This window comes from Bacillus sp. SIMBA_005 (genome assembly GCF_046535585.1).
GTDB lineage: Bacteria > Bacillota > Bacilli > Bacillales > Bacillaceae > Bacillus > Bacillus pumilus.
Genome location: NZ_JAWRWI010000001.1, coordinates 22,489 through 45,364 on the forward strand (window position 1 = coordinate 22,489; position 22,876 = coordinate 45,364).

The 22,876-nt window shown below is 43.2% G+C and carries 26 protein-coding genes and 1 riboswitch; of the genes, 20 read left to right on the forward strand and 6 right to left on the reverse strand.

Translation table 11 applies throughout. The annotated features are described in order from the left end of the window. The first annotated feature begins 31 nt into the window (after window positions 1–31). The gene (locus SB660_RS00130) at window positions 32–988 is read left to right on the forward strand and encodes a sugar-binding transcriptional regulator (protein WP_058014214.1); all 957 of its coding nucleotides are present in this window, start codon (window positions 32–34) and stop codon (window positions 986–988) included. 63 nt (window positions 989–1,051) lie between these two features. After that, window positions 1,052–1,381 carry a hypothetical protein gene (locus SB660_RS00135; RefSeq protein ID WP_008358910.1) on the forward strand — a complete coding sequence of 110 codons (330 nt, stop codon included), beginning with the start codon at window positions 1,052–1,054 and terminating at the stop codon, window positions 1,379–1,381. Between the two features lie 124 nt (window positions 1,382–1,505). Here the strand turns inward: SB660_RS00135 and SB660_RS00140 are convergent, their stop codons facing one another. After that, on the reverse strand, window positions 1,506–2,831 hold the full coding sequence (locus tag SB660_RS00140; RefSeq protein WP_058014213.1) for an APC family permease: 1,326 nt from the start codon (window positions 2,829–2,831) through the stop codon (window positions 1,506–1,508). A 318-nt stretch (window positions 2,832–3,149) separates the two neighbouring features. Between SB660_RS00140 and SB660_RS00145 the strand changes: the two genes are divergently transcribed. After that, window positions 3,150–4,106: a ring-cleaving dioxygenase gene (locus tag SB660_RS00145; RefSeq protein ID WP_044138917.1), complete on the forward strand. Its 957-nt coding sequence runs from the start codon at window positions 3,150–3,152 to the stop codon at window positions 4,104–4,106. Window positions 4,107–4,240: 134 nt separating this feature from the next. Here the strand turns inward: SB660_RS00145 and SB660_RS00150 are convergent, their stop codons facing one another. Beyond that, a complete protein-coding gene (locus SB660_RS00150; RefSeq protein WP_410580827.1) occupies window positions 4,241–5,557 on the reverse strand; it encodes a S1C family serine protease in 1,317 nt (438 codons plus the stop codon). A gap of 167 nt (window positions 5,558–5,724) precedes the next feature. Between SB660_RS00150 and proG the strand changes: the two genes are divergently transcribed. From proG to SB660_RS00200, 10 genes are all read left to right on the forward strand, one after another. Beyond that, on the forward strand, window positions 5,725–6,549 hold the full coding sequence (gene proG, locus SB660_RS00155) for a pyrroline-5-carboxylate reductase ProG (RefSeq protein WP_410580829.1): 825 nt from the start codon (window positions 5,725–5,727) through the stop codon (window positions 6,547–6,549). 189 nt (window positions 6,550–6,738) lie between these two features. Further along, window positions 6,739–7,563 carry a M55 family metallopeptidase gene (locus SB660_RS00160; RefSeq protein WP_169056356.1) on the forward strand — a complete coding sequence of 275 codons (825 nt, stop codon included), beginning with the start codon at window positions 6,739–6,741 and terminating at the stop codon, window positions 7,561–7,563. 18 nt (window positions 7,564–7,581) lie between these two features. Beyond that, window positions 7,582–8,517 (forward strand): ABC transporter permease, encoded by a 936-nt coding sequence (locus tag SB660_RS00165; protein WP_003211100.1) that lies wholly within the window; start codon window positions 7,582–7,584, stop codon window positions 8,515–8,517. Continuing rightward, a complete protein-coding gene (locus SB660_RS00170; RefSeq protein WP_268466993.1) occupies window positions 8,514–9,476 on the forward strand; it encodes an ABC transporter permease in 963 nt (320 codons plus the stop codon). Before SB660_RS00165 ends, SB660_RS00170 begins: the two co-directional genes overlap by 4 nt. 7 nt (window positions 9,477–9,483) lie before the next feature. After that, window positions 9,484–10,494, forward strand: a complete 1,011-nt coding sequence (locus tag SB660_RS00175; protein ID WP_410580832.1) for an ABC transporter ATP-binding protein — start codon at window positions 9,484–9,486, stop codon at window positions 10,492–10,494. Beyond that, on the forward strand, window positions 10,494–12,116 hold the full coding sequence (locus tag SB660_RS00180; protein ID WP_410580834.1) for a peptide ABC transporter substrate-binding protein: 1,623 nt from the start codon (window positions 10,494–10,496) through the stop codon (window positions 12,114–12,116). Before SB660_RS00175 ends, SB660_RS00180 begins: the two co-directional genes overlap by 1 nt. Window positions 12,117–12,227: 111 nt before the next feature. Then, window positions 12,228–13,169: a S66 peptidase family protein gene (locus SB660_RS00185; protein ID WP_061407477.1), complete on the forward strand. Its 942-nt coding sequence runs from the start codon at window positions 12,228–12,230 to the stop codon at window positions 13,167–13,169. Beyond that, on the forward strand, window positions 13,166–14,245 hold the full coding sequence (locus SB660_RS00190) for a dipeptide epimerase (protein WP_058014204.1): 1,080 nt from the start codon (window positions 13,166–13,168) through the stop codon (window positions 14,243–14,245). Before SB660_RS00185 ends, SB660_RS00190 begins: the two co-directional genes overlap by 4 nt. Then, window positions 14,245–15,162, forward strand: a complete 918-nt coding sequence (locus SB660_RS00195) for a C40 family peptidase (protein WP_061407480.1) — start codon at window positions 14,245–14,247, stop codon at window positions 15,160–15,162. Before SB660_RS00190 ends, SB660_RS00195 begins: the two co-directional genes overlap by 1 nt. After that, on the forward strand, window positions 15,152–16,120 hold the full coding sequence (locus SB660_RS00200) for an ABC transporter ATP-binding protein (RefSeq protein ID WP_061407483.1): 969 nt from the start codon (window positions 15,152–15,154) through the stop codon (window positions 16,118–16,120). The genes SB660_RS00195 and SB660_RS00200 overlap by 11 nt, the downstream gene beginning before the upstream one ends. A gap of 38 nt (window positions 16,121–16,158) precedes the next feature. Here the strand turns inward: SB660_RS00200 and SB660_RS00205 are convergent, their stop codons facing one another. Next, a complete protein-coding gene (locus SB660_RS00205; protein ID WP_061407486.1) occupies window positions 16,159–17,040 on the reverse strand; it encodes a dimethylarginine dimethylaminohydrolase family protein in 882 nt (293 codons plus the stop codon). A 179-nt stretch (window positions 17,041–17,219) separates the two neighbouring features. Between SB660_RS00205 and SB660_RS00210 the strand changes: the two genes are divergently transcribed. From SB660_RS00210 to SB660_RS00230, 5 genes are all read left to right on the forward strand, one after another. Beyond that, entirely contained in the window at window positions 17,220–17,741 is a 522-nt protein-coding gene (locus SB660_RS00210) for an acyl-CoA thioesterase (protein WP_058014491.1), read from the forward strand. Window positions 17,742–17,855: 114 nt separating this feature from the next. Then, complete coding sequence (locus SB660_RS00215) at window positions 17,856–18,182, forward strand: PadR family transcriptional regulator (protein ID WP_058014200.1); 327 nt, start codon at window positions 17,856–17,858, stop codon at window positions 18,180–18,182. Between the two features lie 4 nt (window positions 18,183–18,186). After that, complete coding sequence (locus SB660_RS00220) at window positions 18,187–18,939, forward strand: HAAS domain-containing protein (RefSeq protein ID WP_058014199.1); 753 nt, start codon at window positions 18,187–18,189, stop codon at window positions 18,937–18,939. A 114-nt stretch (window positions 18,940–19,053) separates the two neighbouring features. Beyond that, entirely contained in the window at window positions 19,054–19,542 is a 489-nt protein-coding gene (locus SB660_RS00225; RefSeq protein WP_061407489.1) for a small multi-drug export protein, read from the forward strand. Window positions 19,543–19,559: 17 nt separating this feature from the next. Further along, on the forward strand, window positions 19,560–20,105 hold the full coding sequence (locus SB660_RS00230; protein WP_180309121.1) for a GNAT family N-acetyltransferase: 546 nt from the start codon (window positions 19,560–19,562) through the stop codon (window positions 20,103–20,105). Between the two features lie 14 nt (window positions 20,106–20,119). Here the strand turns inward: SB660_RS00230 and SB660_RS00235 are convergent, their stop codons facing one another. Beyond that, entirely contained in the window at window positions 20,120–21,163 is a 1,044-nt protein-coding gene (locus SB660_RS00235) for a bifunctional transcriptional activator/DNA repair enzyme AdaA (protein WP_410580840.1), read from the reverse strand. Between the two features lie 191 nt (window positions 21,164–21,354). Continuing rightward, the gene (locus SB660_RS00240) at window positions 21,355–21,489 is read right to left on the reverse strand and encodes a YrzI family small protein (protein ID WP_081042291.1); all 135 of its coding nucleotides are present in this window, start codon (window positions 21,487–21,489) and stop codon (window positions 21,355–21,357) included. Between the two features lie 220 nt (window positions 21,490–21,709). Continuing rightward, window positions 21,710–21,818, forward strand: a riboswitch (guanidine-I (ykkC/yxkD leader). 66 nt (window positions 21,819–21,884) lie between these two features. On the opposite strand from SB660_RS00240, the gene SB660_RS00245 reads away from it, so the two are divergent. Further along, the gene (locus SB660_RS00245) at window positions 21,885–22,214 is read left to right on the forward strand and encodes a DMT family transporter (RefSeq protein WP_169056365.1); all 330 of its coding nucleotides are present in this window, start codon (window positions 21,885–21,887) and stop codon (window positions 22,212–22,214) included. Next, on the forward strand, window positions 22,211–22,525 hold the full coding sequence (locus tag SB660_RS00250) for a DMT family transporter (protein WP_012009690.1): 315 nt from the start codon (window positions 22,211–22,213) through the stop codon (window positions 22,523–22,525). The genes SB660_RS00245 and SB660_RS00250 overlap by 4 nt, the downstream gene beginning before the upstream one ends. Window positions 22,526–22,557: 32 nt before the next feature. On the opposite strand, the gene SB660_RS00255 is transcribed toward SB660_RS00250, so the two are convergent. Beyond that, window positions 22,558–22,743 carry a hypothetical protein gene (locus tag SB660_RS00255; protein WP_058014194.1) on the reverse strand — a complete coding sequence of 62 codons (186 nt, stop codon included), beginning with the start codon at window positions 22,741–22,743 and terminating at the stop codon, window positions 22,558–22,560. Window positions 22,744–22,876 lie beyond the last annotated feature (133 nt).

Here is a 22,876-nt window from a genome sequence, read left to right on the forward strand (position 1 = left end):
GAATCATAGTATATTAAAAGGATGATGTCACATGCTGAATTGGGAAGAAAGACGACAGCTCGTCAAAGTTGCTCATCTTTATTATACAGACGGGTGGACGCAGCAGGAAATCGCAAAAAAGCTCAATGTCTCGAGACCAGTCATTTCAAAGCTCTTACAAAAAGCAAAAGATGTGGGAATCGTTGAGGTGTACATTAAAGACGAAAGTATTCACACGGTGGAACTGGAAAAGCAGCTAGAAACAACTTTTCAATTAACAGATGCTGTTGTTGTCCCAAGTGTCGGGACAATGTCTGAGATGGTGAAACGTGCCGTCGGTCAAGCTGGCGCCTATTATTTATCTAAAAACATGAAAGATGCGGAGAAAATCGGCATTTCATGGGGAACTACGCTAGCTGAGCTTGTAAAGGAATACCCGTTCGAGCGAAGAAACGATGTGAAGGTCATTCCATTAGAGGGTGGAATGGGCAGGCAGGCAGTCGACATTCATGCCAATCAGCTGGCATATGAGCTGGCAAAGAAAATGAATGGCACGTGTTCCTATTTATATGCCCCGGCGATTTTAGAAACAGAAGAATTAAAAGAGCGGCTTATGGCAATGCAGGATATAGAAGCTGTGCTTGAAGAAGGTAAAAATGTCGACATTGCCCTCATCGGTATTGGCAACCCGCATAAAGGTTCAACGTTAAAAACAGTTGGTTACTTAAAAGAAGAGGATTTATCTGGTTTAAGGCAATCAGGGGCTGTAGGTGATATTGGCTTTCGTTTCTTTGACGGTCAAGGTAAACCTGTCCAAGATGAACTGAATCAAAAGGTCATTGGTTTATCACTGGAGCAGTTAAAGAGCGTCAAAACGGTCATCGCTGTTGTAGAAGGAACCCATAAAGCTGAAAGTATTTTAGGGGCTTTAAATGGCGGATTCATTCAAGTGCTGGTGACAGACGAACTAACGGCGGCAGCCATTTTAAAGGAAGCTTCCGTCCAATAAACGGCTCATAGCCATCGAATTGTATAAAAAGAGCAACATCAAACGAGAAAGGAGCTGTGTATCTTGAAGAAAACCGAAATGGAAGCGAACCTGCATTGTACTCGGTGCCAAGAAGAGACCCTCCACAGCATCGTTTATGTGAATGATCAGATGAAAAGCGTTGAGTGTACAGAGTGTCATCAGAAGATCAGTGTGCAAGTCGACATCATGAAGGAATTTTACAAAGAAGTATACGAAAAAATTGCGACAAAGCCAAAGCGGATGACGCAGGAATATAAGGCGAATTTGAATGGATTTATCTCAAGACTCCCAATCCGCGTGCTTAGTAAGCCATACCGGCTCATGAGATATTTAAACGAATCATACAAAGTGATTAAGCAATATAAAAAATAGCAGAGCACTAGCGCGTTTAGACAAAACCTCGCATTCTTTGACAGGTCTGCGCTCGGATGCTCGTTCTTTCTAGAAAGCAAAGGTTTTCTATCACGCTGTGAAGAAAGAAAAAAAGCAGAGCTGATTAGCGCTCTGCTTTTTTGTGTGCTTTTTTCATATAATAATAAATAGGCAGTCCAGCAATTCCGATCAGCATGGAGATGAGACAGCTTTTCCAGTCGGTGATCATGGTGCTGATTAAAACGAATAAAGAACCGATAATTGCAACGATTGGAGTGAGCGGGTAAAGTGGTACGCTATAAGCACGCTCCATTCCTTTGTTTTGTTTTCTCAGTTTAAAGACTGCGAAAAAGGCCATGACATAAAAGATGTAGATCATGAAAATCGAAACCTCTGACAGTTTTTCTGGATTGCTGACGATCATAAATACAATGGCAATCAAAATTTGTACAAATACAGCAATCCACGGTGTTTTAAATGTAGGGTGAATACGCGAAATCGCGTTTGCGAAAGGAATTTGCTTTCGCTCTGCCATCGCGAAAATCACACGTGGGAATGAAAGAACCTTTCCGTTCAAACAGCCAAAGATACTAATGATGATGCCGATACTAATCACTTTACCGCCGATTGGTCCAAAGAGCATTGTCGCAGCAGTACTTGTCGCATTTTCTCCAAGCTGTACGATTTGATCTGCTGGTAACACGTGCAAAAGAGCAACATTAATAAAGAGATAACAAGCCGTGACGATTAAAATCCCGCCTGCCATTGCACGAGGAAGCAGCTTCTCTGGGTTTTTCATTTCACCGCCAAGTGCTGCAAGCAATATCCAGCCATCATAAGCAAACAACGTAGCCAAAATCGCTGCACCAAAGTTCATTTGAGCGATACTATCGTTGACTGCCATCAAAATATTTTCGTTTCCTTTCCATAAGCCAAACACAATAATAGCGGCAATCGGGACAAGCTTTCCGATGGTGGTCAGTCCTTGTACAAAACCGCCGTATTTTGTGCCCATAATGTTAATTAAACATAAAAATAAAACAGTGATAATGCCGATTGTTGTCGACCATAAAGAAGAAAGAGAAAATAAATTGGCTAACAATGAACCAAAATAAAGACCGAGCGCACCGATGATGGCAGGCCCGTAAATGATAATCTGCACCCAGCCGCATAAATAGCCCCAAAACTCACCATACACTTCTTCAAGATAGGCATACAATCCGCCAGTCCGAGGGATTTGTGTGCCAATTTCAGCAACAGTGAGTCCGCCTGCAAGAGTTAAAATGCCACCTAGCAGCCAAGCGAATAATGCGATATCTGAGCTTCCTGAATAGGAAAGGACGTTGCCTGGCTTCATAAAGACGCCGGACCCGATAATCGTCCCGATGACAAGAGATAGGGCGAAAAATAAGCCGATGTCCTGTTTTAACGCTGGTTGTTCTTTGTTCATTACACACGACCTCCTGCATCACTTTCGTACGTTACTGTGACATGTATTTTGTTCATTGTAATACGATTTTAGGAAAACAAGAATTAAAAAAATTTTCTGATTTTCGTATTTGTATTTAAAAGTGTTCGTTTATTGGAGAAATCAGGGTGAATGTTTCGTTAAAAACGAACAATAAAAGATTAATTTTGATTTAATGTTAATTTTATCGTTAGAAACCGAACATCTAGCCAAATGGTTGACTTTTCTTGAAAAATGACCTATTTTATTCATAAGGATATTATCTTGAATTCGAGATATTTTGAAATAGGAGTGAATATAATGAAAATCAATGGGATTCACCACGTATCTGCATTAACAGCCAATGCTCAAAAGAATGTTGATTTCTACCGCCAGATTCTTGGCTTAAAACTTGTAAAGAAAACAGTCAATCAGGATGACCCATCTATGTATCACTTATTTTATGGAGATGAGGTCGCTTCACCGGGAACGGAGCTCACCTTCTTTGAAATTCCAATGCTCGCCCGTCGTTTGAAAGGAACAAATGCCATCACAAGCACAGGCCTTCTCGTTTCTTCTGAAGAAGCACTTTCATTTTGGGAAAAGCGTTTTGAAGAGACAGGCGTGCAGCAAGAAACGGCTTCCTTAAGAGGGGGTAGACCTGCCTTGCGCTTTCAAGATCCAGAGGGGCAGCAGCTATTTTTAACAGTAGAACCGAACGCACAAGAAGCAGGCTCACCGCCAGTGCATGATGATATTCCGGCAGAGTTCGCCATTAGAGGTTTGGGGCCAGTGGAATTAACCGTTGCAGAAGCGGACAAAACGATCCGTGTTTTAACAGACATCCTTGGCTTTACCGAAAGAGCGCGTGAACAATCAAATGATGGTGAGATCGTGACCATTTTTGAGTCAGGAAATGGCGGTGCTGGAACAGAAATTCATGTGATCGAAAAAACGGAAGGACCTTCTGAGCGTTCAGGCAGAGGAAGTGTGCATCACGTAGCCTTTCGCGTGGAAGATGCTGAGGAACTGGAAAAATGGTATGACAAAATATCAAAAGCAGGCTTCACAAACTCTGGTGTTGTGGAACGTTTCTACTTTAAAGCCCTTTACTTTAGAGAACCGAATGGTATCTTATTTGAAATCTCAACAGATGGTCCTGGGTTTACAGTGGACGAAGGAGTAGATGAGCTTGGCGATCAATTAGCCCTTCCACCATTTCTAGAGCACAAACGAGCAGAAATAGAGCAGAGATTAACGCCAATTCAGTCATCATAAAAAGCAGTTCATTCATGAACTGCTCAGCGTATAGACAAATCCTTGCGTTTTTTGTCAGGTCTGCAAATGTTTTCTATCACGCTGAAAAGAAAAAAGGGTAAAATCATCTTGATTTTAGCCCTTTTTCTTTTGCATTAGGAACTTACCTGCTTAGATTCATTTTGTGTTAATGTCACCTTCTTCGTTTCTACTTTTCCGTTTCGAATGAGTGTGATGTTTACGGTGTCTCCAACTTTCGTATTCGTGTATAGTTCATGACGTAATTCACTTCCGGTTTTGATTTGTTTCCCATTGATGGCGTTAATGACATCCTCAGACTTTAAGCCGGCTTTGGCGGCAGGTGAGCCTGCGGCGATTTCTTTGATGTATACGCCTTGATCAAGCTGACTGTTTTTGAGACCGAGTGTTTCTTTCTGATATATGTCTGGGACTTGGTCGAGATCCAGCATGCTGATGCCGATATATGGACGTTCAATCTTTCCTTTTGCGAGAAGCTGATCGGCGATTGGTTTGACATCATTGATTGGAAGTGCGAATCCAATACCTTCAACACCTGTTTCAGAAATTTTCATACTCGTGATCCCCACAACCTTTCCATCTGTCGTAAGAAGTGGTCCGCCGCTGTTTCCTGGGTTAATAGCTGCATCTGTTTGAATCACATTAATGCTGCTTTCGCCTGCTGATGTGTTCATCGAAACTGTTCGGTCGACACCGCTGACAATTCCTTGGGTCACGGTTCTTGATAGATCTTCACCAAGCGGGTTTCCGATCGCGATGACAGTTTCCCCAGCACGCAGCGAGGAGGAATCGCCTAATGCCGCGACCTTCGTTACATGACTGCTGCTAATTTCTACAACTGCTAGGTCAGTCAGCGGGTCAGCTCCGACCAATTTCCCTTTGGCGGTTTTGCCATCGTGCAAGGATACTGTGAGTTTATTTGCCCCTTCAATGACGTGGTTGTTTGTTAAGACATAGGCTTTGCTGCCAGATTTTTTGAAAATCACCCCTGAGCCTGTACCTGTTTTTTCCTCTTGACTGCTTTTATTTTGCTGTGACTCATCAAAAGGTGTATTGAAATCGCCAAAGCTCATGTCTGTTTGACTTTGCGCTTGATAGTTTGTAATGCCGACTATGGCTGGCGATACATCTTCGACCATGCTTGAGATACTGCTTGATGAATGTGATGTTTGGACAGCAGTTGTTTTTGACGAACTGGCACTTGTATTATTTGTTGATACAGCTTCTGTTTTTGCAGCAGAATCGCTTGCTGTGTTGTTTGATGCGTGCTGGGCATATGGCGTAAGGACATACACACCTAACGCTAGTATGCCGCCTACAATGCCGCTAACAAATGGCTTAAACCAGCTGTTTGGCTTCTTCTTTTGTTTTTGTGGCTGCTTCATTGTTTGAATCTCATGAGAAGGTTGGTTTTCATGTTTGTGATGTGTCATTCGAATCACTCTCTTTCTTCAATTTTTCATGTATGGTTCGAGGTGGGATGACCTTATGTGTGGTGATTGACTTTATCGTAAGAAAAAAGTGTGGGATAAAAATGAAAACATTGTGGGAAATTGTTAAAATAAGTAGTGAATCTAAGCCAAATAGAGGAGATTAAACTGTGGAGAAAATTGGAATCATTGGATATGGAAGCATGGCTGATATGATGGTGCAAAAATGGCTGGAAAAAGAAGTGCTCAATGCCCATCAAATCATGATCCATACAAGAAGTGAAACGGACCGCCTGCTTCAACTCAAAGACAAGCATCAAGAAATAAACATCTGCTCATTAGACGAACTTTCTGCGTCATGTGATGTACTTTTTATCTGCGTGCCGCCGCTTGCTGTACTTGATGTACTCGATCAACTGCCTTCAGCAGCCAAATCGGTTCATATTGTGTCAGTAGCCGCGGCTGTGACGTTAGACAAGTTATCAAAGCATACGACTCACCCAATTTCCAGATACATCCCAACGCTCACGTCAGCTGTTGGAACGGGCGTATCCCTCGTTGCGCATGGTGAAACTGCTGGAGAGGAAGAAAAGGTGCGTTTGCATCGTCTCCTTTCAGCTTTTAGTATCGTACGTGAAATAGGGGAAGACCAGTTTGATGCGGCGAGTAACTTGACGAGCTCATCTCCTGGTTTTATCGCTGCTCTTTTTGAAGAAATGGCGAGAGCTGCTGTGAGAAACAGTGAGCTTTCCTTAGAGGAAGCGTATGAATTTTTAACGTATGCCCTTTTAGGCACAGGTCAAGTCCTTGTAGAACGAGGCCTCACCTTTGCTGAAACCGTCGATAGAGTGGCGACAAAAGGGGGCATTACAGGAGAAGGCGCCGAGGTTATTCAAAAACAGGCACCTCAGATGTTTGATGATCTATTTACACAAACCATGAAGAAATATAAACAGCTAAAAACACAGATTAACGAAGCGGACAAACACCACTAAAGACATAGTTAGTGGTGTTTTATTTGTTAAAAAAATCCTTTGTCACAAAGTCTTTTGACCTGTATTATCTGAGTCTAATTACCTTATTTTCAGACATTGTATTGAAAAATCAATCAAGTAATCATATAATTTTTTAGAAAATTTAGAAAAATATACACAAATTTTAAGTTTAATTAAAGGGGGATGGGGATGAAGCTCTATGTATCTGTCGATATGGAGGGGATTACTGGTCTAGCTGATCATACATTTGTCGATGCCCGTCAGCACAATTATGAACGGGGCAGAAAGATCATGACAGGTGAAGTGAATGCCTGTGTGGAGGCTCTTCTTCAGCATGGCGCAACCGACATCTTGGTCAATGACAGTCATTCAAAAATGAATAATTTGTTGATTGAAGAATTGCATGAAGAGGCATCTCTTATATCTGGTGACGTCAAGCCTTATTCAATGGTTCAAGGGTTAGATCAATCCTATGACGCTGCTGTTTTTTTAGGCTATCATGCGAGGGCGTCTATGAAAGGTGTGATGTCCCACAGTATGATTTTTGGTGTCAGACATTTTTACATAAATGATCATCCAATTGGTGAAATGGGCTTTAATGCGTATGTTGCAGGCTACTATGGTGTGCCGGTGATTCTTGTTTGCGGAGATGATCAAGCAGCACTTGAAGCAGAAAAGCTGATGCCTGGTGTGAAAACAGTGGCAGTGAAAGAGACCATATCAAGATCTGCTGTGAAATGTCTCACTCCTGCCAAAGTCAACCAACAAATCTCGCAGCAAGTGGAAGCTGCAATGAAACAGATTCATCACATCAAGCCGCTGACGCCTCCTGATCAGCCGCTGCTGAAGATTGAGTTTGCCAATTATGGACAAGCTGAATGGGCGAATTTAATGCCAGGTACTGCCATCATAGAAGGAACAACAACGGTGACGTATCAAGCAGAGAATATATTAGAAGCCTACCAAGCGATGCTTGTCATGACAGAGCTTGCCGCACGTACAACATTTTGTTAAACGAGGGGGAGACGGCAGATGACCAGCTTTTTGCTCAAGCGTTTTATTGCGATGATTGCCACGATCTTAACAATTACGACGTTAACGTTTATTTTAATGAAGGTCATCCCAGGATCGCCTTTCAATGAAGAACGTAATACAAACGAAACGGTCCAGCGAAACCTCGAAAGCTACTATCACTTAGACGAACCACTGTATGTTCAATATGTCATCTATTTAAAATCCATCGTTACCTTTGATTTTGGTCCTTCCATTAAAAAGCCTTCTGAAAGTGTCAATGATCTATTGGCGAGAGGCTTCCCAGTCTCATTAGAACTTGGTCTTATCTCAATATTGATTGCTGTCATCTCCGGCATCCTGCTTGGGGTCATGGCTGCCCTCCGGCACAATGGCTTGATTGATTATATCGCCATGACCATTGCTGTTTTCGGTATATCCATTCCAAACTTCATCTTTGCTACTTTATTAATTCAGCAGCTTGCTGTGAATTTGAAGCTCTTTCCTACAGCGATGTGGACAAGTCCGATGCATATGGTGCTGCCAACCATTGCTCTTGCCGTTAGTCCGATGGCCATTATTGCCCGGTTAACAAGATCGAGCATGATTGAAGTGCTGTCTCAGGACTATATTCGCACTGCTAAAGCAAAAGGACTTTCTCCCTTTAAAATTGTGTTCAAACATGCGCTTCGAAATGCGCTTTTGCCTGTTGTGACCATTCTTGGAACACTTGTCGCAAGTATTTTAACAGGAAGTTTTGTCATTGAAAAAATATTTGCGATTCCTGGCATGGGAAAATACTTTGTCGAGAGTATTAACAACCGTGATTATCCTGTCATCATGGGAACCACTGTTTTTTACAGCATTATTTTAATCACACTTCTTTTCATTGTTGATGTGGCGTATCGCCTGCTTGATCCGAGGATTCAGCTGCATCAGAAAGGAGGAAAGGCATGAGTATACACTTGCATCAGGATCAACCGAATCCGCATCATGAAGTGCCGGACGAATGGTTTTCTCCGAGAGAGCAAAAGAAAACGGAGGCCCATGCTATTAAAAGACCCTCTCTTTCGTATTGGGCAGACACATGGAGACGACTGAAGCAAAATAAGCTTGCGATGTTTAGTCTATCGGTATTGATTTTTCTTTTTATCATGGCACTATTAGGCCCATTGCTTGCACCTAATAGCGTGACAGAGCAGCGTCTTTCGATGCAAAATCTGCCGCCATCCGCTGCTCACTGGTTCGGAACGGATGAGCTTGGACGAGATGTGTTCACGCGTACATGGTACGGGGCACGTATTTCGTTATTTGTAGGCGTCATGGCAGCCCTGATTGATTTTGCTATCGGCGTGATCTATGGAGGGATTGCCGGTTATAAGGGCGGGAGATATGACCATGTCATGATGCGAATCGTCGAGGTGCTCTATGGTCTTCCTTATTTACTTGTTGTCATTTTATTGATGGTTCTGATGGGGCCAGGGCTTGTCACCATTATTGTAGCGCTCACTGTCACCGGATGGATTGGCATGGCAAGAATCGTGAGAGGTCAAGTTCTTCAGTTGAAAAGCCAGGAATATGTCCTTGCCTCAAAAACCTTTGGTGCAAAGAGTCTGCGTATCATTCGCCGCAACCTGCTGCCGAATACGATGGGGCCGATTATCGTTCAGATGACCTTAACTGTACCGACCGCGATATTTGCAGAAGCGTTCCTAAGCTTTCTTGGTTTAGGCATTCAAGCACCGTTTGCAAGCTGGGGCGTGATGGCCAATGATGCGCTGCCAACAGTGCTGTCAAATAACGGGCATTGGTGGCGTTTATTTTTCCCTGCGTTTTTTATTTCACTCACGATGTTTTGCTTTAACAATTTAGGTGATGGCTTGCAAGATGCGCTTGATCCGAAGATGAAGAGGTGATGGCGCTTTGAAAAAAGTTCTACAAATCATCGATCTGCACGTCAGCTTTCGGACATATGGCGGCTCAGTTCGAGCGGTACACGGAGTGAATGTGGATGTATATGAAAAAGAAACCCTTGCCATTGTAGGAGAATCAGGCTGCGGGAAAAGTGTGACTTCACAAAGTATCATGAGGCTGCTGCCAGCATACAGCGCTCATGTTGATCAGGGAGAAATCTGGTTTGAAGACCGAAATTTGCTGTCATTATCTGAAAAAGAAATGCGCGCCATACGAGGTGTCGATATTTCGATGATCTTCCAAGATCCCATGACCGCACTGAACCCAACCTTGACAATCGGCGATCAGCTCATGGAGGCGGCAAAGGAGCATCAAAAGCTGACGAATAAAGAAGTGAAAGAAGCCGCCATTCGGATGCTTGATTTGGTCGGCATTCCGCAGCCGAAGGAAAGGCTAAAGCAATACCCTCATCAGTTCAGCGGGGGAATGAGGCAGCGGCTCATGATTGCCATGGCACTGATTTGCGAGCCGAAAGTGCTGATTGCTGATGAACCAACGACCGCACTGGATGTGACCATACAAGCACAAATATTAGAGCTGTTTAAAGAGATTCAGAGAAAAACAGGGGTCACCATTATTTTAATCACACATGATTTAGGGGTCGTAGCCCAAGTCGCAGACCGAGTGGCGGTCATGTACGGAGGGAAAATGGTGGAGGTCGGAACGAGGCGAGATATTTTTTACAGTCCGCAGCATCCTTATACAAAAGGACTTCTGCAATCTGTTCCAAGACTTGATATGAAAGATGAACTCATTCCAATTGAAGGAAGCCCGCCTGATTTATTTGCTCCACCAAAGGGCTGTCCGTATACAGATCGCTGCCCTGCCGCCATGAAGGTATGTGATCATATCATGCCGCATGAAACGCAGCGGTCACCTACCCATACAGTGCATTGCTGGCTCCAAGATGAGCGTGCGAATCAAACCGTTTTATCTTCAACACAAAGGGGGAGTTTTTGATGAGAAAAAAGGGATGGATCATCAGTATATGCTTGTTCACGATCATGCTGCTCGCAGGGTGTACAGCCAATGAGCAAGCAGGGAAAGGATCATCAAGCAAAGAGGGTGAAAAGAAAGTATTAACCTTAAATAACGAAAACGAACCGACGTCGTTTGATCCGCCGATTGGTTTTAATAATGTATCGTGGCAAGGACTCAATAACCTAATGGAGGGATTAACAAGACTGAATGAAAAGCATGAACCATCTCCTGCAATGGCGGAAAAATGGGAGATTTCAAAGGATGGAAAAACGTACACGTTCCATTTAAGAGACGGCATCAAGTGGTCAAATGGTGATCCAGTGAAAGCGAGTGACTTTGAATATGCGTGGAAGCGGCTGCTTGATCCGAAAACAGGCTCCTCCGCATCATTCCTAGCGTACATGATAGAAGGCGGAGAGGCATTTAACAGCGGAAAAGGAAAGAAAGAAGACGTGAAAGTCAGCGCTGTAAATGACAAAACGCTTAAGGTCACACTAGCATATCCGCAGAAATCGTTCTTAAATATGACCGCAAACCCTGCCTTTTTTCCTGTCAATGAACTGGTAGCAAAGAAGGACCCAAACTGGGCAAAAGACGCCAAAACCTTTGTCGGAAATGGACCGTTCAAGCTGACAGAGTGGAAGCATGATGAGAGCTTCACAATGGAAAAAAGTGAGACGTATTGGGATGAAAAATCAGTTAAGCTGGATCAAGTGAAGTGGCTGATGATCAGTGATCGAAACACAGACTATCAAATGTATCAATCAGGAGATTTAGATACTGCCTTTGTCCCAGCAGAGCAAAGTGAAAATCTGCTGAAAAATAAAGATGTACAAATTGAAGACCAGGCTGGATTGTTTTTTTATCGTCTGAATGTAAACATGGAACCTTTTCAAAATAAGAACATCCGCAAAGCTTTTCAAATGGCGATCAACCCGCAAGATATCGTGGATTATGTGACAAAAAATGAAGAGAAGCCAGCACGTGCTTTCGTCTCGCCAGGCATTCTAGATTCAAATGGCGAGGATTTCAGAGAAGCTGGCGGTGATCTTGTGAAGAATGATAAGAGTGAAGCTGCGAAGCTATTAGAAAAAGGGCTGAAAGAAGAGAACTATTCAAAACTGCCAGCCGTCACATTGACATATAGTACAAAGCCTGAGAACAAGAAAAAAGCTGAAGCCATCCAACAGCAGCTGAAAGAAGCGCTAGGTGTAGATGTAAAGCTTGCAAACATGGAAGCCAATGTATTTGCAGAAGATCAAAAGGCGCTGAAATTCCAATTCTCACAAAGTTCATTTTTAGCAGACTATGCAGATCCAATCAACTTCCTAGAGAGCTTTCAAACAGGGAATGCGATGAACCGGACAGGATGGTCCAACGATACCTATGATCAGTTGATCAAAAAGGCAAGCCAAGAAGCAGATGAGCAAAAGAGAAACAACATTCTTCATGATGCAGAGGTACTTCTCATTGAAGAAGCACCGATCATCCCGATTCATTTTTATAATCAAGTCCATTTACAAAAAGAAGGCGTGAAAGGGATTGTCCGTCACCCTGTTGGGTATATCGATTTGAAATGGGCACAAGTAGATGGAGAGTGATATTAGGATCAAAAGACGCTTTGAAATAAAAGCGTCTGTTCCTTTATTCGTTCATGTTATGAAGCAGAAACCCATAGATTGAAAGAAACGAAAAGAAAGAGGGGATATGGCATGAGCCAGCTGCCAGTGGCACTTCAAACAGGGGATACGGTGGGGATTATTGCACCAGCAAGCCCGCCTGATGAGCTGAAATTAGCAAAAGGGATTGCCTTTTTAGAAAGCCTCGGGCTAAAGGTGAAAAAAGGGAAGTATTTGGGCCGCCGGTACGGGTATTTAGCAGGTCATGATCATGAAAGAGTGGAGGATCTCCACCGTATGTTTCAAGATCCAGAAGTGAAAGCGGTTATTTGTGCTTGCGGAGGATATGGGACTGGCAGACTTGCGGAAGCCATTGACTATGACCTGATTCGCCGGAATCCAAAAATTTTTTGGGGCTATAGTGATATTACGTTTTTACATACGGCCATCCAGCAGCAGACGGGTCTTGTGACGTTTCATGGTCCAATGCTCTCCTCTGATGTGGGACTTGAGGAGGTCCATCCTTATACGAAAGATACCTTTTTACAGCTGTTCGCACCGAAAGCCTTTACGTATGCGCACCACTTGTCACCCCTTCATACTTTCTATCCGGGCACCGCTTTAGGTGAGATTGTAGGAGGAAATCTTGCCCTCATCGTGACGACACTTGGTACACCTTTTGAAATCGATACGAAGGGAAAGCTTTTGTTCATTGAAGATATTGATGAAGAGCCCTATAAAATTGATCGAATGATGCAGCACCTCACATCTGCGGGAAAATTGGATGATGCAGCTGGATTCATCATTGGAGATTTTCATCAATGTGAACCAAAAAAGAAAGATCAGTCCCTCACATTGAATCAAGTATGGGACACCTACATTGTGCCGCAAAAAAAGCCTGCACTTGGGGGCTTTCGGATTGGCCATTCTTCGCCGAACTTTGCCATTCCAATGGGCACGCAGGCTGCATTAGATGCGACAGGGAAAAAACTGCACATTTCTCCCGGTGTTGCAGCGAAAGAGGCGATCAAATGAAAATCGTCGATGTTCGTACATGCAGAATGAGCGTACCGCTAAAAAAACCGTTCAAAACCGCTTTGCGAACGGTGTATGACGCAGCATCTCTGATTGTTATCATCACATATGATCAAGGTGACGTCAGCTACGGAGAGGCAGTCCCGACAGCGGTGATTACAGGTGAAACGCTGGAAAGCATCGACTATGCCATCTGTGAAGTGATCAGACCGATATTGCTTGGGGCTTCCTTGTCCGAGTATGAACAGATTTTTTCTCGTTTGAACCGTGTGCTCGCTTGCAACACAAGCGCAAAGGCAGCGGTTGACATGGCCATTTATGATGGCTTAGCGAAGCAGGCAGGACTTCCGCTTTATCAATACCTTGGCGGATATCGCAGTCAGCTTGAAACAGATTATACGGTCAGTGTGAACCGGCCGCTTGAGATGGCGGAAGATGCGAAGCAATACGCAGCAGAAGGCTTTCAGACATTAAAGATCAAGGTAGGAAAAGATGATATAGACACGGATATTCAGCGTATCAAGCGAATTCGAGAAAAGGTCGGACCGGATATTCAGATCAGGCTCGATGCGAATCAGGGCTGGACGTGGAAGGAAGCGGTCGTAGCCATTCGAAAAATGGAGGCGCTGAATATCGAACTAGTCGAGCAGCCAGTGCCAAAAGAAGATATCGAAGGTCTGCGCCGTGTGACGGAGGCAACAGATACACTCATTATGGCAGATGAAAGCATTTTCAGTTTTCATGATGCGATCAAGGTGCTTGAAACGAGAAGCTGTGATTTGATCAATTTAAAATTAATGAAATCAGGCGGCATAAAAGAGGCCTTAAAAATCAATGCTTTGGCAGAAGCATACGGCGTAAAGTGCATGGTTGGCAGTATGATTGAGTCAAAACTCGGCATTACAGCAGCCGCTCATCTCGCCGCAAGCCAGCCGAATATCAACCGCTATGATTTTGATGCCCCGCTGATGCTAAAAGAGGACATGGTAGACGGAGGAATCGTGTACAAAGGAAAAGATATCTTTTTCCCGCCGCATCATGGATTAGGCATTCAAGGGGTGAAAGGAGTCTCATGATGATATTTGAATCAAAGGTTCCAGTTGCGAATGTATGGACAGCGCCGCAGTCACCGAGAGAAATCGATCAAAAGGTACTTCAGAGCTCCTTCAAAATCAAAGAGTGGATTGACAAGCAAACATATGAAGAAAAACTGGCTTTATGTGAAGAAAACCTGATCCAGTCGCAAGTACTGCTCGGTGAACGAGTCATTGGATTAGAAGAGACAGACGGCTGGATGAAAGTCGTTATTCCGCAGCAGGCCAGCCGGAAACATCCACAAGGCTATCCTGGCTATATACCTGCGAACCAACTAAAGCAAGTGACAGAAGGAAGTGCGCCAGCTATTTCTCATATCGTTTGTCAGAAAAAAGCCACGCTCTATCAAAACGGGCAAGCGGACATGGAAATTAGTTTTTTAACAGAGCTCGCAGCTTTAGAAGAAACGAGTGATTGCTTTCGTGTTGTCACACCAGCAGGGACGAGAGAAATCAATAAAGAAGATGTGCAGCCAGTTTCCTCCACTTCCTCTAAGACCGGCAAAGATGTTGTAGAAAAGGGAAAACACTTTATTGGCCTTTCGTATTTATGGGGCGGCATGAGCAGCTTTGGCTATGACTGTTCGGGGTTTGCTTACAGCATGTATAAAGCGAGCGGATATCTTTTGCCGAGGGACGCAAGTGACCAAGCAGTGCAAGGAACACCGGTCGCATCAAGCCATTTAGAACAAGGCGACTTATTGTTTTTCGCCAATGACAACGGAAAGGGAGCTGTCCGCCATGTAGGGATCTATGCAGGTGACGGTATGATGCTTCACTCGCCTAAAACCGGCAGAGAAATTGAACTTCTTTCCCTTGCTGGCACTTCATATGAAAAAGAATGGGCAGGTGCAAGACGGTATTTGCCAAGCGAGAGGAGCAAAGGTCATGGCAGTTGAACCACTTTTACAAGTAAACAATCTCAAAAAACATTTTCATCTATCGAAAGGAAAAACGTTAAAAGCGCTAGACGGTGTCTCCTTTCAGCTGAAACAAGGTGAAACGTTTGGTCTTGTTGGCGAGTCTGGCTGCGGGAAATCCACACTTGGCAAAGTGCTTATGCGTCTTTATGAACCGACAGATGGGGAAGCCTTATATGAAGGGAAAAGCCTTCATCACCTTTCACAAAAAGAATCCTTTGATTTTAATCGGCAAATTCAAATGGTGTTTCAAGACCCGTATTCCTCCTTAAATCCGCGGCTGTCTGTAAAAGATATTATGCTGGAGCCAATGGAGATTCATAACCTTTATGGGAGTCAAAAGAGAAGGGTTGCTAGGGTGAAAGAACTACTGGAAGCTGTTGGACTTAGCTATGACTTTGCCACACGCTATCCTCATGAATTCAGCGGAGGACAGAGGCAGAGAATCGGTATTGCAAGAGCACTCGCCTTAGCACCGAAATTTATTGTGGCAGATGAGCCAATTTCTGCACTGGATGTCTCTGTTCAAGCGCAGGTCGTGAATCTGCTGAAGAAACTGCAAATGGAGGAAGGGCTGACATTTCTCTTTATTGCACATGATCTTTCGATGGTCAAATATATTAGCGACCGAATCGGTGTCATGTATTTAGGTCATCTCGTCGAATTGACCAGCAGTGATGCGTTATATCAAACACCGCTTCATCCCTATACACAAGCATTGTTGTCTGCGATCCCCATTCCAGATCCTGACGTGGAGGACAAGCGCAAAAGGTTCATTTTAAAAGGAGAAATTCCAAGTCCAGTGAACCCGCCAAGCGGCTGTGTATTTCGAACAAGATGTCCTGCAGCGATGGATGTGTGTGCTGAAAAAAAGCCAACATTACAAGCAGTAGAAGAAGGGCATGATGTCGCCTGTCATTTATACGATCAGAAATAAAATAGGCAGATAAAAAGCCAGCAAGTAGACAAGCTGTTCTACACGCTGGCTTTTTTAGTGGATGAACGCCGAATCGGCAATGTGCAGCATCTAAAAGAGCCGCCAGATTTAATGATTTCTGAAAAATTCACTTCAATGACAGTGTAGCCGTGAGCGGTTAAAGTAGCATTTGTTTCTTGATTGATAGGCAAACTAATCACTTTTTTCTGTCCAATGGATAAAACGTTTGGTCCGAGTGTGAATTGCTCTTGTTCGCTTATTTCAATGAGATGATAATGCATGTTGAGCAGGTGAAGATCCTCTTTTTTGAACGCTTCAGGATAAATCAATATCTCATCATGAGACAGAATATTCATCACACAATCGAGATGCAAAATGTGAGGAGGAAGATGAATGGGAATGATGTCATGATCCGGCAGTTCTTTTTTTAGCTCATGAATAGCGGCTGGGTTTGTTCTTTTGCTTGTTCCAACAAATACACGTGTTTGATCCACAAGGACATCGCCGCCTTCAATTGTTCCGTTTGTCAGGGTAACAGTATTCAATCCATTTCCCTGTGCCCACTCTTTTAACAATTGTTCTTCTCCTTGCCGAACCGGAGCGGCCATGCTTGAAACAAAGAGTGTATGTCCAATCGTAAACCCAATATCCCGAGTAAAGACCTGTTCAGGAAAGCGGTCATTTGCAGGAAGCATAATGGGGCGTACTTGATGGTCTTGTAGGGTTTGGATCAATCGCTTATGCTGAGCAATGGCTTTCATTTGAGAAATATTTTCTCTTGCAAAATGCTTTTGGGTTTCGTTGATGATCTGTTTGATTTCCATATAGATGGGACTGCATAAAAGGACTTCTTGTAAATCGTCATATTCACTCATGCATTGCGGCATTTTGTGTATTTGTTCTGCTCTCATAGAATCCATCAAATGGCCTCCTTGTTTGTTCATAGTTCTATTATTCCTCGTTCTAGTCATAGTTGAAACATTTCCGAAAGAAAATCTCTCACAAGAGACTAAAGCAAAAAGTTTAGACAAACCTAAAAGAATAGTGTTTAATAAAAGTCGTTCCGCATTCACGAAAACAGCAAGAAGGAGCTATGATGATGAGAGAAGAAAATTTCAAATACTGCAAGGAATCGAAAGTTGTAAAAACCAGCAGGGTATTCCCTCTCGATACGAATAATCACCAAACCTTGTTTGGCGGAAAATTAATGAGTTATATAGATGACATTGCTTCCATCTCGGCAGCAAGGCACAGCCGCAGTGAAACGGTCACGGCTTCTATGGATTCTGTTGATTTTTTAGAGCCAATTGGACAAAAAGAGTCAGTATGCTTGGAATCCTATGTGACATGGGTTGGCACGTCTTCCATGGAAGTGTTCGTTAAAGTTATGAAAGAAAACTTGATGTCTGGAGAGCGCAGACTCGCAGCGACTTCATTTCTGACATTTGTCTCGCTAGATGAAAATGGGAAGCCAAAACGAGTCCCGCAAGTCATGCCGGAAACAGAGGAAGAAATCATGCTGCATCAAACAGCGAAGCAGCGGGCAGAGGAAAGAAAGAGCCGCCGAAAGCATAGTAAAGCTTTGGCTGACGCACTTGGGACAGATAAGCCTTGGGCGTAAAAATCACCCTTTAAGCGGTGATTTTTTTCTAGGATGGTATCTTGCATGGCAAGATAGTGTGTGGTAAGATGATGCTATCTTGTGATGCAAGGTACTGGAATCGGAGGAACAAAGATGACAACATCCACACAAATGCTAAAAGGAATTTTAGAAGGCTGCCTGCTGTCGATTATTTCAGAGGGTGAGATTTATGGATATGAAATGACGAAGAAGCTCGCGCATTACGGGTTTGATCAAATTAGTGAAGGAAGTATCTATCCGATCCTGCTGCGTATGCAAAAGGAACAGCTCGTGACCACTGTCACAAAAGCATCAGCAAGCGGACCGAAAAGGAAATACTATACGCTCACACAAGCTGGAGAAAAAGCGCTCATAGAGTTTATTACCCGCTGGAGTGAGCTTTCAAAAAATGTAAACTGTTTACTACAAAAAGGGAAGTGAGATTATGGTATCAAAAGAAACAAGACACGTTCTACTAGAGGTGAAACTCTATCTCATATCAAAGGGAAAAAATCAGGACGAAATTGATGAGTTGATGGATGAACTGACGACACATGCGGTTGAGGCTGAAAAAGACGGTAAAACAGGGGAGGCTTTGTTTGGCGGAGATCCGCGGGGCTATGCTGATGAACTTGCAAAAGAGCTGTCAGGAAACCATAAAGACTGGATTCCTTTTGTCAGTGCCTTCTTAATTGGTTCACTCTTTTATATGATTTTATCAGATGCGATCAGTCAAAGCTTATCCTATTCTTGGTATGCATTGATTGGTTATCCGCTCGTTTTAGTAGCCAATGTCATCATGATCATTGTCATGTTTAGAGCGTCTTCCTTTCAAACAGGAGGCCGGGCATTTCTTTATTTCTGGATCTTAGGAATCTTTCAGTTGACTTCAATGGTCACAATCAAACTATTGGATCAAAAACTCGGCACACCATTACTTGTACTGACTTCAGGTCAAAGATGGGGCGTCATCCTGCTTATGCTGTTATGTATCATTGTTTTTAATGCAATCATGAAAGCGAATCTCATTTCACTGATTCCAATCATCTTTTTCGGACCGCAGCTCATATTCGAATGGATTGGCTGGACATCACCAAGCGTGCTTCTCTTGCAAAGTCTACTATCTATTGTGATCTTAGTCGGGCTTGTGCTCATTGTTTTACGCCGAACGAATAAGAAAAATGAAAATACGATGTAAAAAAACAGGGCACATCCCATCCGATGTGCTTTTCTTTTTCTAAAAAAATGTAGAAATGGTAACGTGTTTTTCATTACAATGGGAAGAGGACAAAAATGAAAAGGGGTTCTGTGTTTGGATATTTTATGGGGATATGTACTTGTTTTTGTATTGGCTGCTTTGCCTTTTTTTGAGGTGGTAGGGGTCGTTCCGCTGGCCATTTTAAGTGGCATGCATCCTGTACCGGCAGCGGTTATTGGGTTCATCGGCAATTTTTTTACCGTTTTCCTGCTCATTGTTTTCGTAGACCGCTTTAAAGCTTGGCGGTTAAAGAGAAAAGAGGACAAAAGCAATGAAAAAGGAGAAAAAAAGCAGCAGCGGGCGAGAAAAATTTGGGAACGTTATGGCCTCCCAGGATTAGCGATAGTCGGTCCTTTTATCATTGGCAGTCATTTAGCGGCGTTTATGTGCATGAGTTTCGGGACGAAGAGAAAGCAAGTTGCGGTGTGGATGACAGTCAGTTTAATGATGTGGACGGCGCTGGCAGCTAGTTTAACCGGTGCGGGAATCCATTACTTTGCCCCAGATTCAAATGGACTGTTCGGTGATCTTTTTAATCAGTAAGTGAGGGAGGTTCATAAATGAAACTTCAAACACGCACAGTGCTTGAAACAGAGCGCCTTAGACTGAGAACGATGAATGAACATGATGCCTCGTTTTTATATGACATGTTGTTCCAAGATGAAGAAGTAATGAAGTATTATCCATCTTTGAAGGATGAGCAGCAGACGAAAGAGTGGATTGCATGGAATCAAAAGAATGACCGCATCTATCATACTTCTCTCTGGATCATTGAAGACAAAGAAACGAATGAACCACTTGGACAAAGCGGAATTGTTCTGCAAAACATTGAAGGACAAACAGAACTTGAAATCGGCTATATGCTTAAGAAAGCAGCGTGGGGGAATGGCTATGCTGCTGAAGCCGCAAAAGGGTGCCTCACCTATGGCTTTGAAGAAATGAAAGTCAGACGAATGGTAAGCTTAATCCGGCCGGACAATGAAGCATCGGTAAAGGTCGCTTTAAAAATGGGCATGAAAAAAGAAAAAACCATTTCAAAATGGGACCAAATCATTGATGTTTACAGCATCACCCGCAACGAAGAAAACGGCTCGCTTACAAAATAAGCAGAGCCGTTTTTTTATATCCGCTGTTCTAGTTGAAGTAAATATTTCTTACGTTCGATCCCGCCGCCGTAGCCGCCGAGCTCACCACTTGTTTGAATGACGCGGTGGCATGGAATGATGATTGCCAACTGATTGGCACCATTTGCATTCCCTACCGCCCGGACCAAATGCGGATCGCCCAGCATCAAAGCAAGATCTCGGTAAGAACTAGTTTCGCCTGAAGGAATACGTGTGAGCAGGTCCCACACCTTCATTTGAAAAGGGGTGCCATGCATGGAAAGTGGTACTGTAAACTGCGTCAGTTTTTTCTCGAAATATAAGGTCAATTCCTTTGTTAATTGCTGATGGACGTTTGTTTCTCCAACTAAAATACGCGCATGATGCTTTTTTCTCATGTTCTCAATTTCCTTTTCTAGTCCCCGCCTGTCCATAAATTCCAGTAAATACACATGCGTCGCATCTGTCACGCTGATCATCCGTCCAATCGGTGTAGAAATAAAATTAGCGTGAAGAATTTTGGTTTGCGTCTTTTTAGGGGGATTTCCCATGATTTTCGTAAAGGCATCATTGAAGGCACTTGAAGAATCATAGCCCAAGGCGACCTGCTGATCAATCACTTTTTTTCCATTCATAATTTCTTTAAAGGCAAGCCCCATTCGGCGTGATCTCGCATATTGAACAAAGGTCATGCCGTAGATTTCTTTGAATTTCCGCCTGGCCGTTGCAGAGTGAATCCCTAGCTCGCGAAAGTCCTCTTCTTTCCAGCGTTTTTCAGGATGTGTTTCAACTGCTGAAACGAGTGTTTTGACTTCTTCTGGAATGCTGTTCGGATATGTTAATGGAGTGCAGCGCTTGCACGGACGATATCCTGCTAGCAGTGCTTCCTCTGCTGTAAAGAAAAACTCACAGTTTTCATATTTTGGTTTTCTAGCGGTACATGTGGCATGGCAGAAGATACCGGTGGTCTTAATGCCGGCGAAAAACGTGCCGTCATATTGCGGATTCTTGTCAACCAGTGCTTGATAAAATTCATGTTTCTGTTCGTTGGTTATCATCATATGATCCACCTCTTGGTTTTCTATAAAATGTTTTTCAGCATTGTTTAGGCCGATACAACGGATAATCTGTAAATGCAGCATCCTAAAGTGGAACGTTCATCTCATCAATCTGAGTTCATTATACCAGCGATATGACCGTTCCTTTAATGTCTGGGCGTTTCTAACTTGGTCCTTCTTCCATTTTTTCTGTTTTAGTTCATATACTTTAGTTGTTTCTGTTTCATTTCTTCATAAATTGTTTCGACTTCTTGTTCGTAAAGAACGGTCTCCATGTCCTTGTATTTACGCTTGATCGTCAAAGTAATAAAAAATAAATGGATTGTCATATACGCTCATTTCCCTTCGGTTGGCAGCACGGAAATATCCCGCAGATCTTCTTTATCAGTTGATCTGTTTCTAACACTTAGTATACGCCGGTCCGAAATCATTTCTTTCGAAAAATGAACAAGTATATTTGAAGAGGGAGAGCAAACTGGTAGACCGGCATATTGGGGTGTGGTAAGATTTTTAATACAGAATCTGCTCTAAGTCAGATCTGTTTATCATGAATTGGTTTTCTAGGGTTCCGTGCGCTGGTGCAGTCTGGTCCGAGAGAAAACACATAGGGTCTTTAGAAGAGGCCGTATGGACACGGAGGGATAAAAGCCCGGGAGATTTGATCAAACGATCGATTTCCAGGCTTTTTTTGTTGGTTGGAATCGTTCAGAAAGGAGAAGATCAGATGAAATGGGGAAATGTCTTTATCGCGGCCATCTTTGAAGTCGGCTGGGTGATGGGGCTGAAATATGCCCACTCGCTCATAGAATGGGGCGCAACCATCGTTTGTATTATCGTGAGCTTTTATTTACTCATGAAAGCAACAAATGTACTGCCAGTTGGCACACTTTATGCTGTTTTTACCGGGCTTGGTACAGCAGGTACCGTCGTCATAGGCATGGTGCTTGGTGAGCCGGTTCAGCTTGTCAAACTGCTTTTGATTGTCATGCTTTTGTGCGGTGTATTAGGACTGAAGCTGACAACAGGTGAAAAGAAGGGAGAGGCTGAATCATGAGCTGGCTTTTACTTATTGGAGCAGGCATCTTAGAAATGCTTTGTGTGACCATGATGAACCAATTCCAAAAAGACAAGCATGTCAAATGGATTTTATTCATTGCGGCTGGCTTTTCGATGTCCTTTCTGATGCTGTCTCTTGCGATGAACACGATTCCGATGGGAACGGCGTACGCCATTTGGACTGGAATCGGAGCTGCTGGAGGCGCCATGGTCGGTATGCTCTTTTACGGAGAGTCGAAAGATGCAAAACGTATTTTCTTCATCGCATTGATTTTATCTGCGGCAGTAGGGTTGAAAATCATTGAATAAGAAAAGGCTGGCAGATAGATGCCAGCCTTTTGTTACATCGAATGATGATTGGAATCGTTTTCATTTTTGCGGTAAAGCTGGCTCACAAGTAGAAAACACACACCAAATGTGAGAAAAGGAACGAGTCTTTCACCGGCTATAAAAAGGGAAATACCTGTGATCAGACAAACGATGCCGAGCCAAAAGCTCACTTTTCCAAACAAAGTCATACTTTTCATCTCCATCACTCCTTTTATGATAAAAGGTCTATTCACATTATATCACGCTAGGGGCAGAATTGAATGAATATTCAATAAAAAATGGGGCTCTACATTGCTTTTTCTCTTTCCAGTCCAGTATAATATTTCATTA

Excerpts from the sequence above, each read along its gene's own strand:
- SB660_RS00130 (WP_058014214.1), top strand. The coding sequence starts at position 32 with ATGCTGAATTGGGAAGAAAGACGACAGCTCGTCAAAGTTGCTCATCTT.
- SB660_RS00140 (WP_058014213.1), bottom strand. The coding sequence starts at position 2,831 with ATGAACAAAGAACAACCAGCGTTAAAACAGGACATCGGCTTATTTTTC.
- SB660_RS00145 (WP_044138917.1), top strand. The coding sequence starts at position 3,150 with ATGAAAATCAATGGGATTCACCACGTATCTGCATTAACAGCCAATGCT.
- SB660_RS00150 (WP_410580827.1), bottom strand. The coding sequence starts at position 5,557 with ATGACACATCACAAACATGAAAACCAACCTTCTCATGAGATTCAAACA.
- SB660_RS00160 (WP_169056356.1), top strand. The coding sequence starts at position 6,739 with ATGAAGCTCTATGTATCTGTCGATATGGAGGGGATTACTGGTCTAGCT.
- SB660_RS00165 (WP_003211100.1), top strand. The coding sequence starts at position 7,582 with ATGACCAGCTTTTTGCTCAAGCGTTTTATTGCGATGATTGCCACGATC.
- SB660_RS00170 (WP_268466993.1), top strand. The coding sequence starts at position 8,514 with ATGAGTATACACTTGCATCAGGATCAACCGAATCCGCATCATGAAGTG.
- SB660_RS00180 (WP_410580834.1), top strand. The coding sequence starts at position 10,494 with ATGAGAAAAAAGGGATGGATCATCAGTATATGCTTGTTCACGATCATG.
- SB660_RS00185 (WP_061407477.1), top strand. The coding sequence starts at position 12,228 with ATGAGCCAGCTGCCAGTGGCACTTCAAACAGGGGATACGGTGGGGATT.
- SB660_RS00190 (WP_058014204.1), top strand. The coding sequence starts at position 13,166 with ATGAAAATCGTCGATGTTCGTACATGCAGAATGAGCGTACCGCTAAAA.
- SB660_RS00195 (WP_061407480.1), top strand. The coding sequence starts at position 14,245 with ATGATATTTGAATCAAAGGTTCCAGTTGCGAATGTATGGACAGCGCCG.
- SB660_RS00200 (WP_061407483.1), top strand. The coding sequence starts at position 15,152 with ATGGCAGTTGAACCACTTTTACAAGTAAACAATCTCAAAAAACATTTT.
- SB660_RS00205 (WP_061407486.1), bottom strand. The coding sequence starts at position 17,040 with ATGGATTCTATGAGAGCAGAACAAATACACAAAATGCCGCAATGCATG.
- SB660_RS00210 (WP_058014491.1), top strand. The coding sequence starts at position 17,220 with ATGAGAGAAGAAAATTTCAAATACTGCAAGGAATCGAAAGTTGTAAAA.
- SB660_RS00215 (WP_058014200.1), top strand. The coding sequence starts at position 17,856 with ATGACAACATCCACACAAATGCTAAAAGGAATTTTAGAAGGCTGCCTG.
- SB660_RS00220 (WP_058014199.1), top strand. The coding sequence starts at position 18,187 with ATGGTATCAAAAGAAACAAGACACGTTCTACTAGAGGTGAAACTCTAT.
- SB660_RS00230 (WP_180309121.1), top strand. The coding sequence starts at position 19,560 with ATGAAACTTCAAACACGCACAGTGCTTGAAACAGAGCGCCTTAGACTG.
- SB660_RS00235 (WP_410580840.1), bottom strand. The coding sequence starts at position 21,163 with ATGATGATAACCAACGAACAGAAACATGAATTTTATCAAGCACTGGTT.
- SB660_RS00240 (WP_081042291.1), bottom strand. The coding sequence starts at position 21,489 with ATGACAATCCATTTATTTTTTATTACTTTGACGATCAAGCGTAAATAC.
- SB660_RS00245 (WP_169056365.1), top strand. The coding sequence starts at position 21,885 with ATGAAATGGGGAAATGTCTTTATCGCGGCCATCTTTGAAGTCGGCTGG.
- SB660_RS00250 (WP_012009690.1), top strand. The coding sequence starts at position 22,211 with ATGAGCTGGCTTTTACTTATTGGAGCAGGCATCTTAGAAATGCTTTGT.
- SB660_RS00255 (WP_058014194.1), bottom strand. The coding sequence starts at position 22,743 with ATGAAAAGTATGACTTTGTTTGGAAAAGTGAGCTTTTGGCTCGGCATC.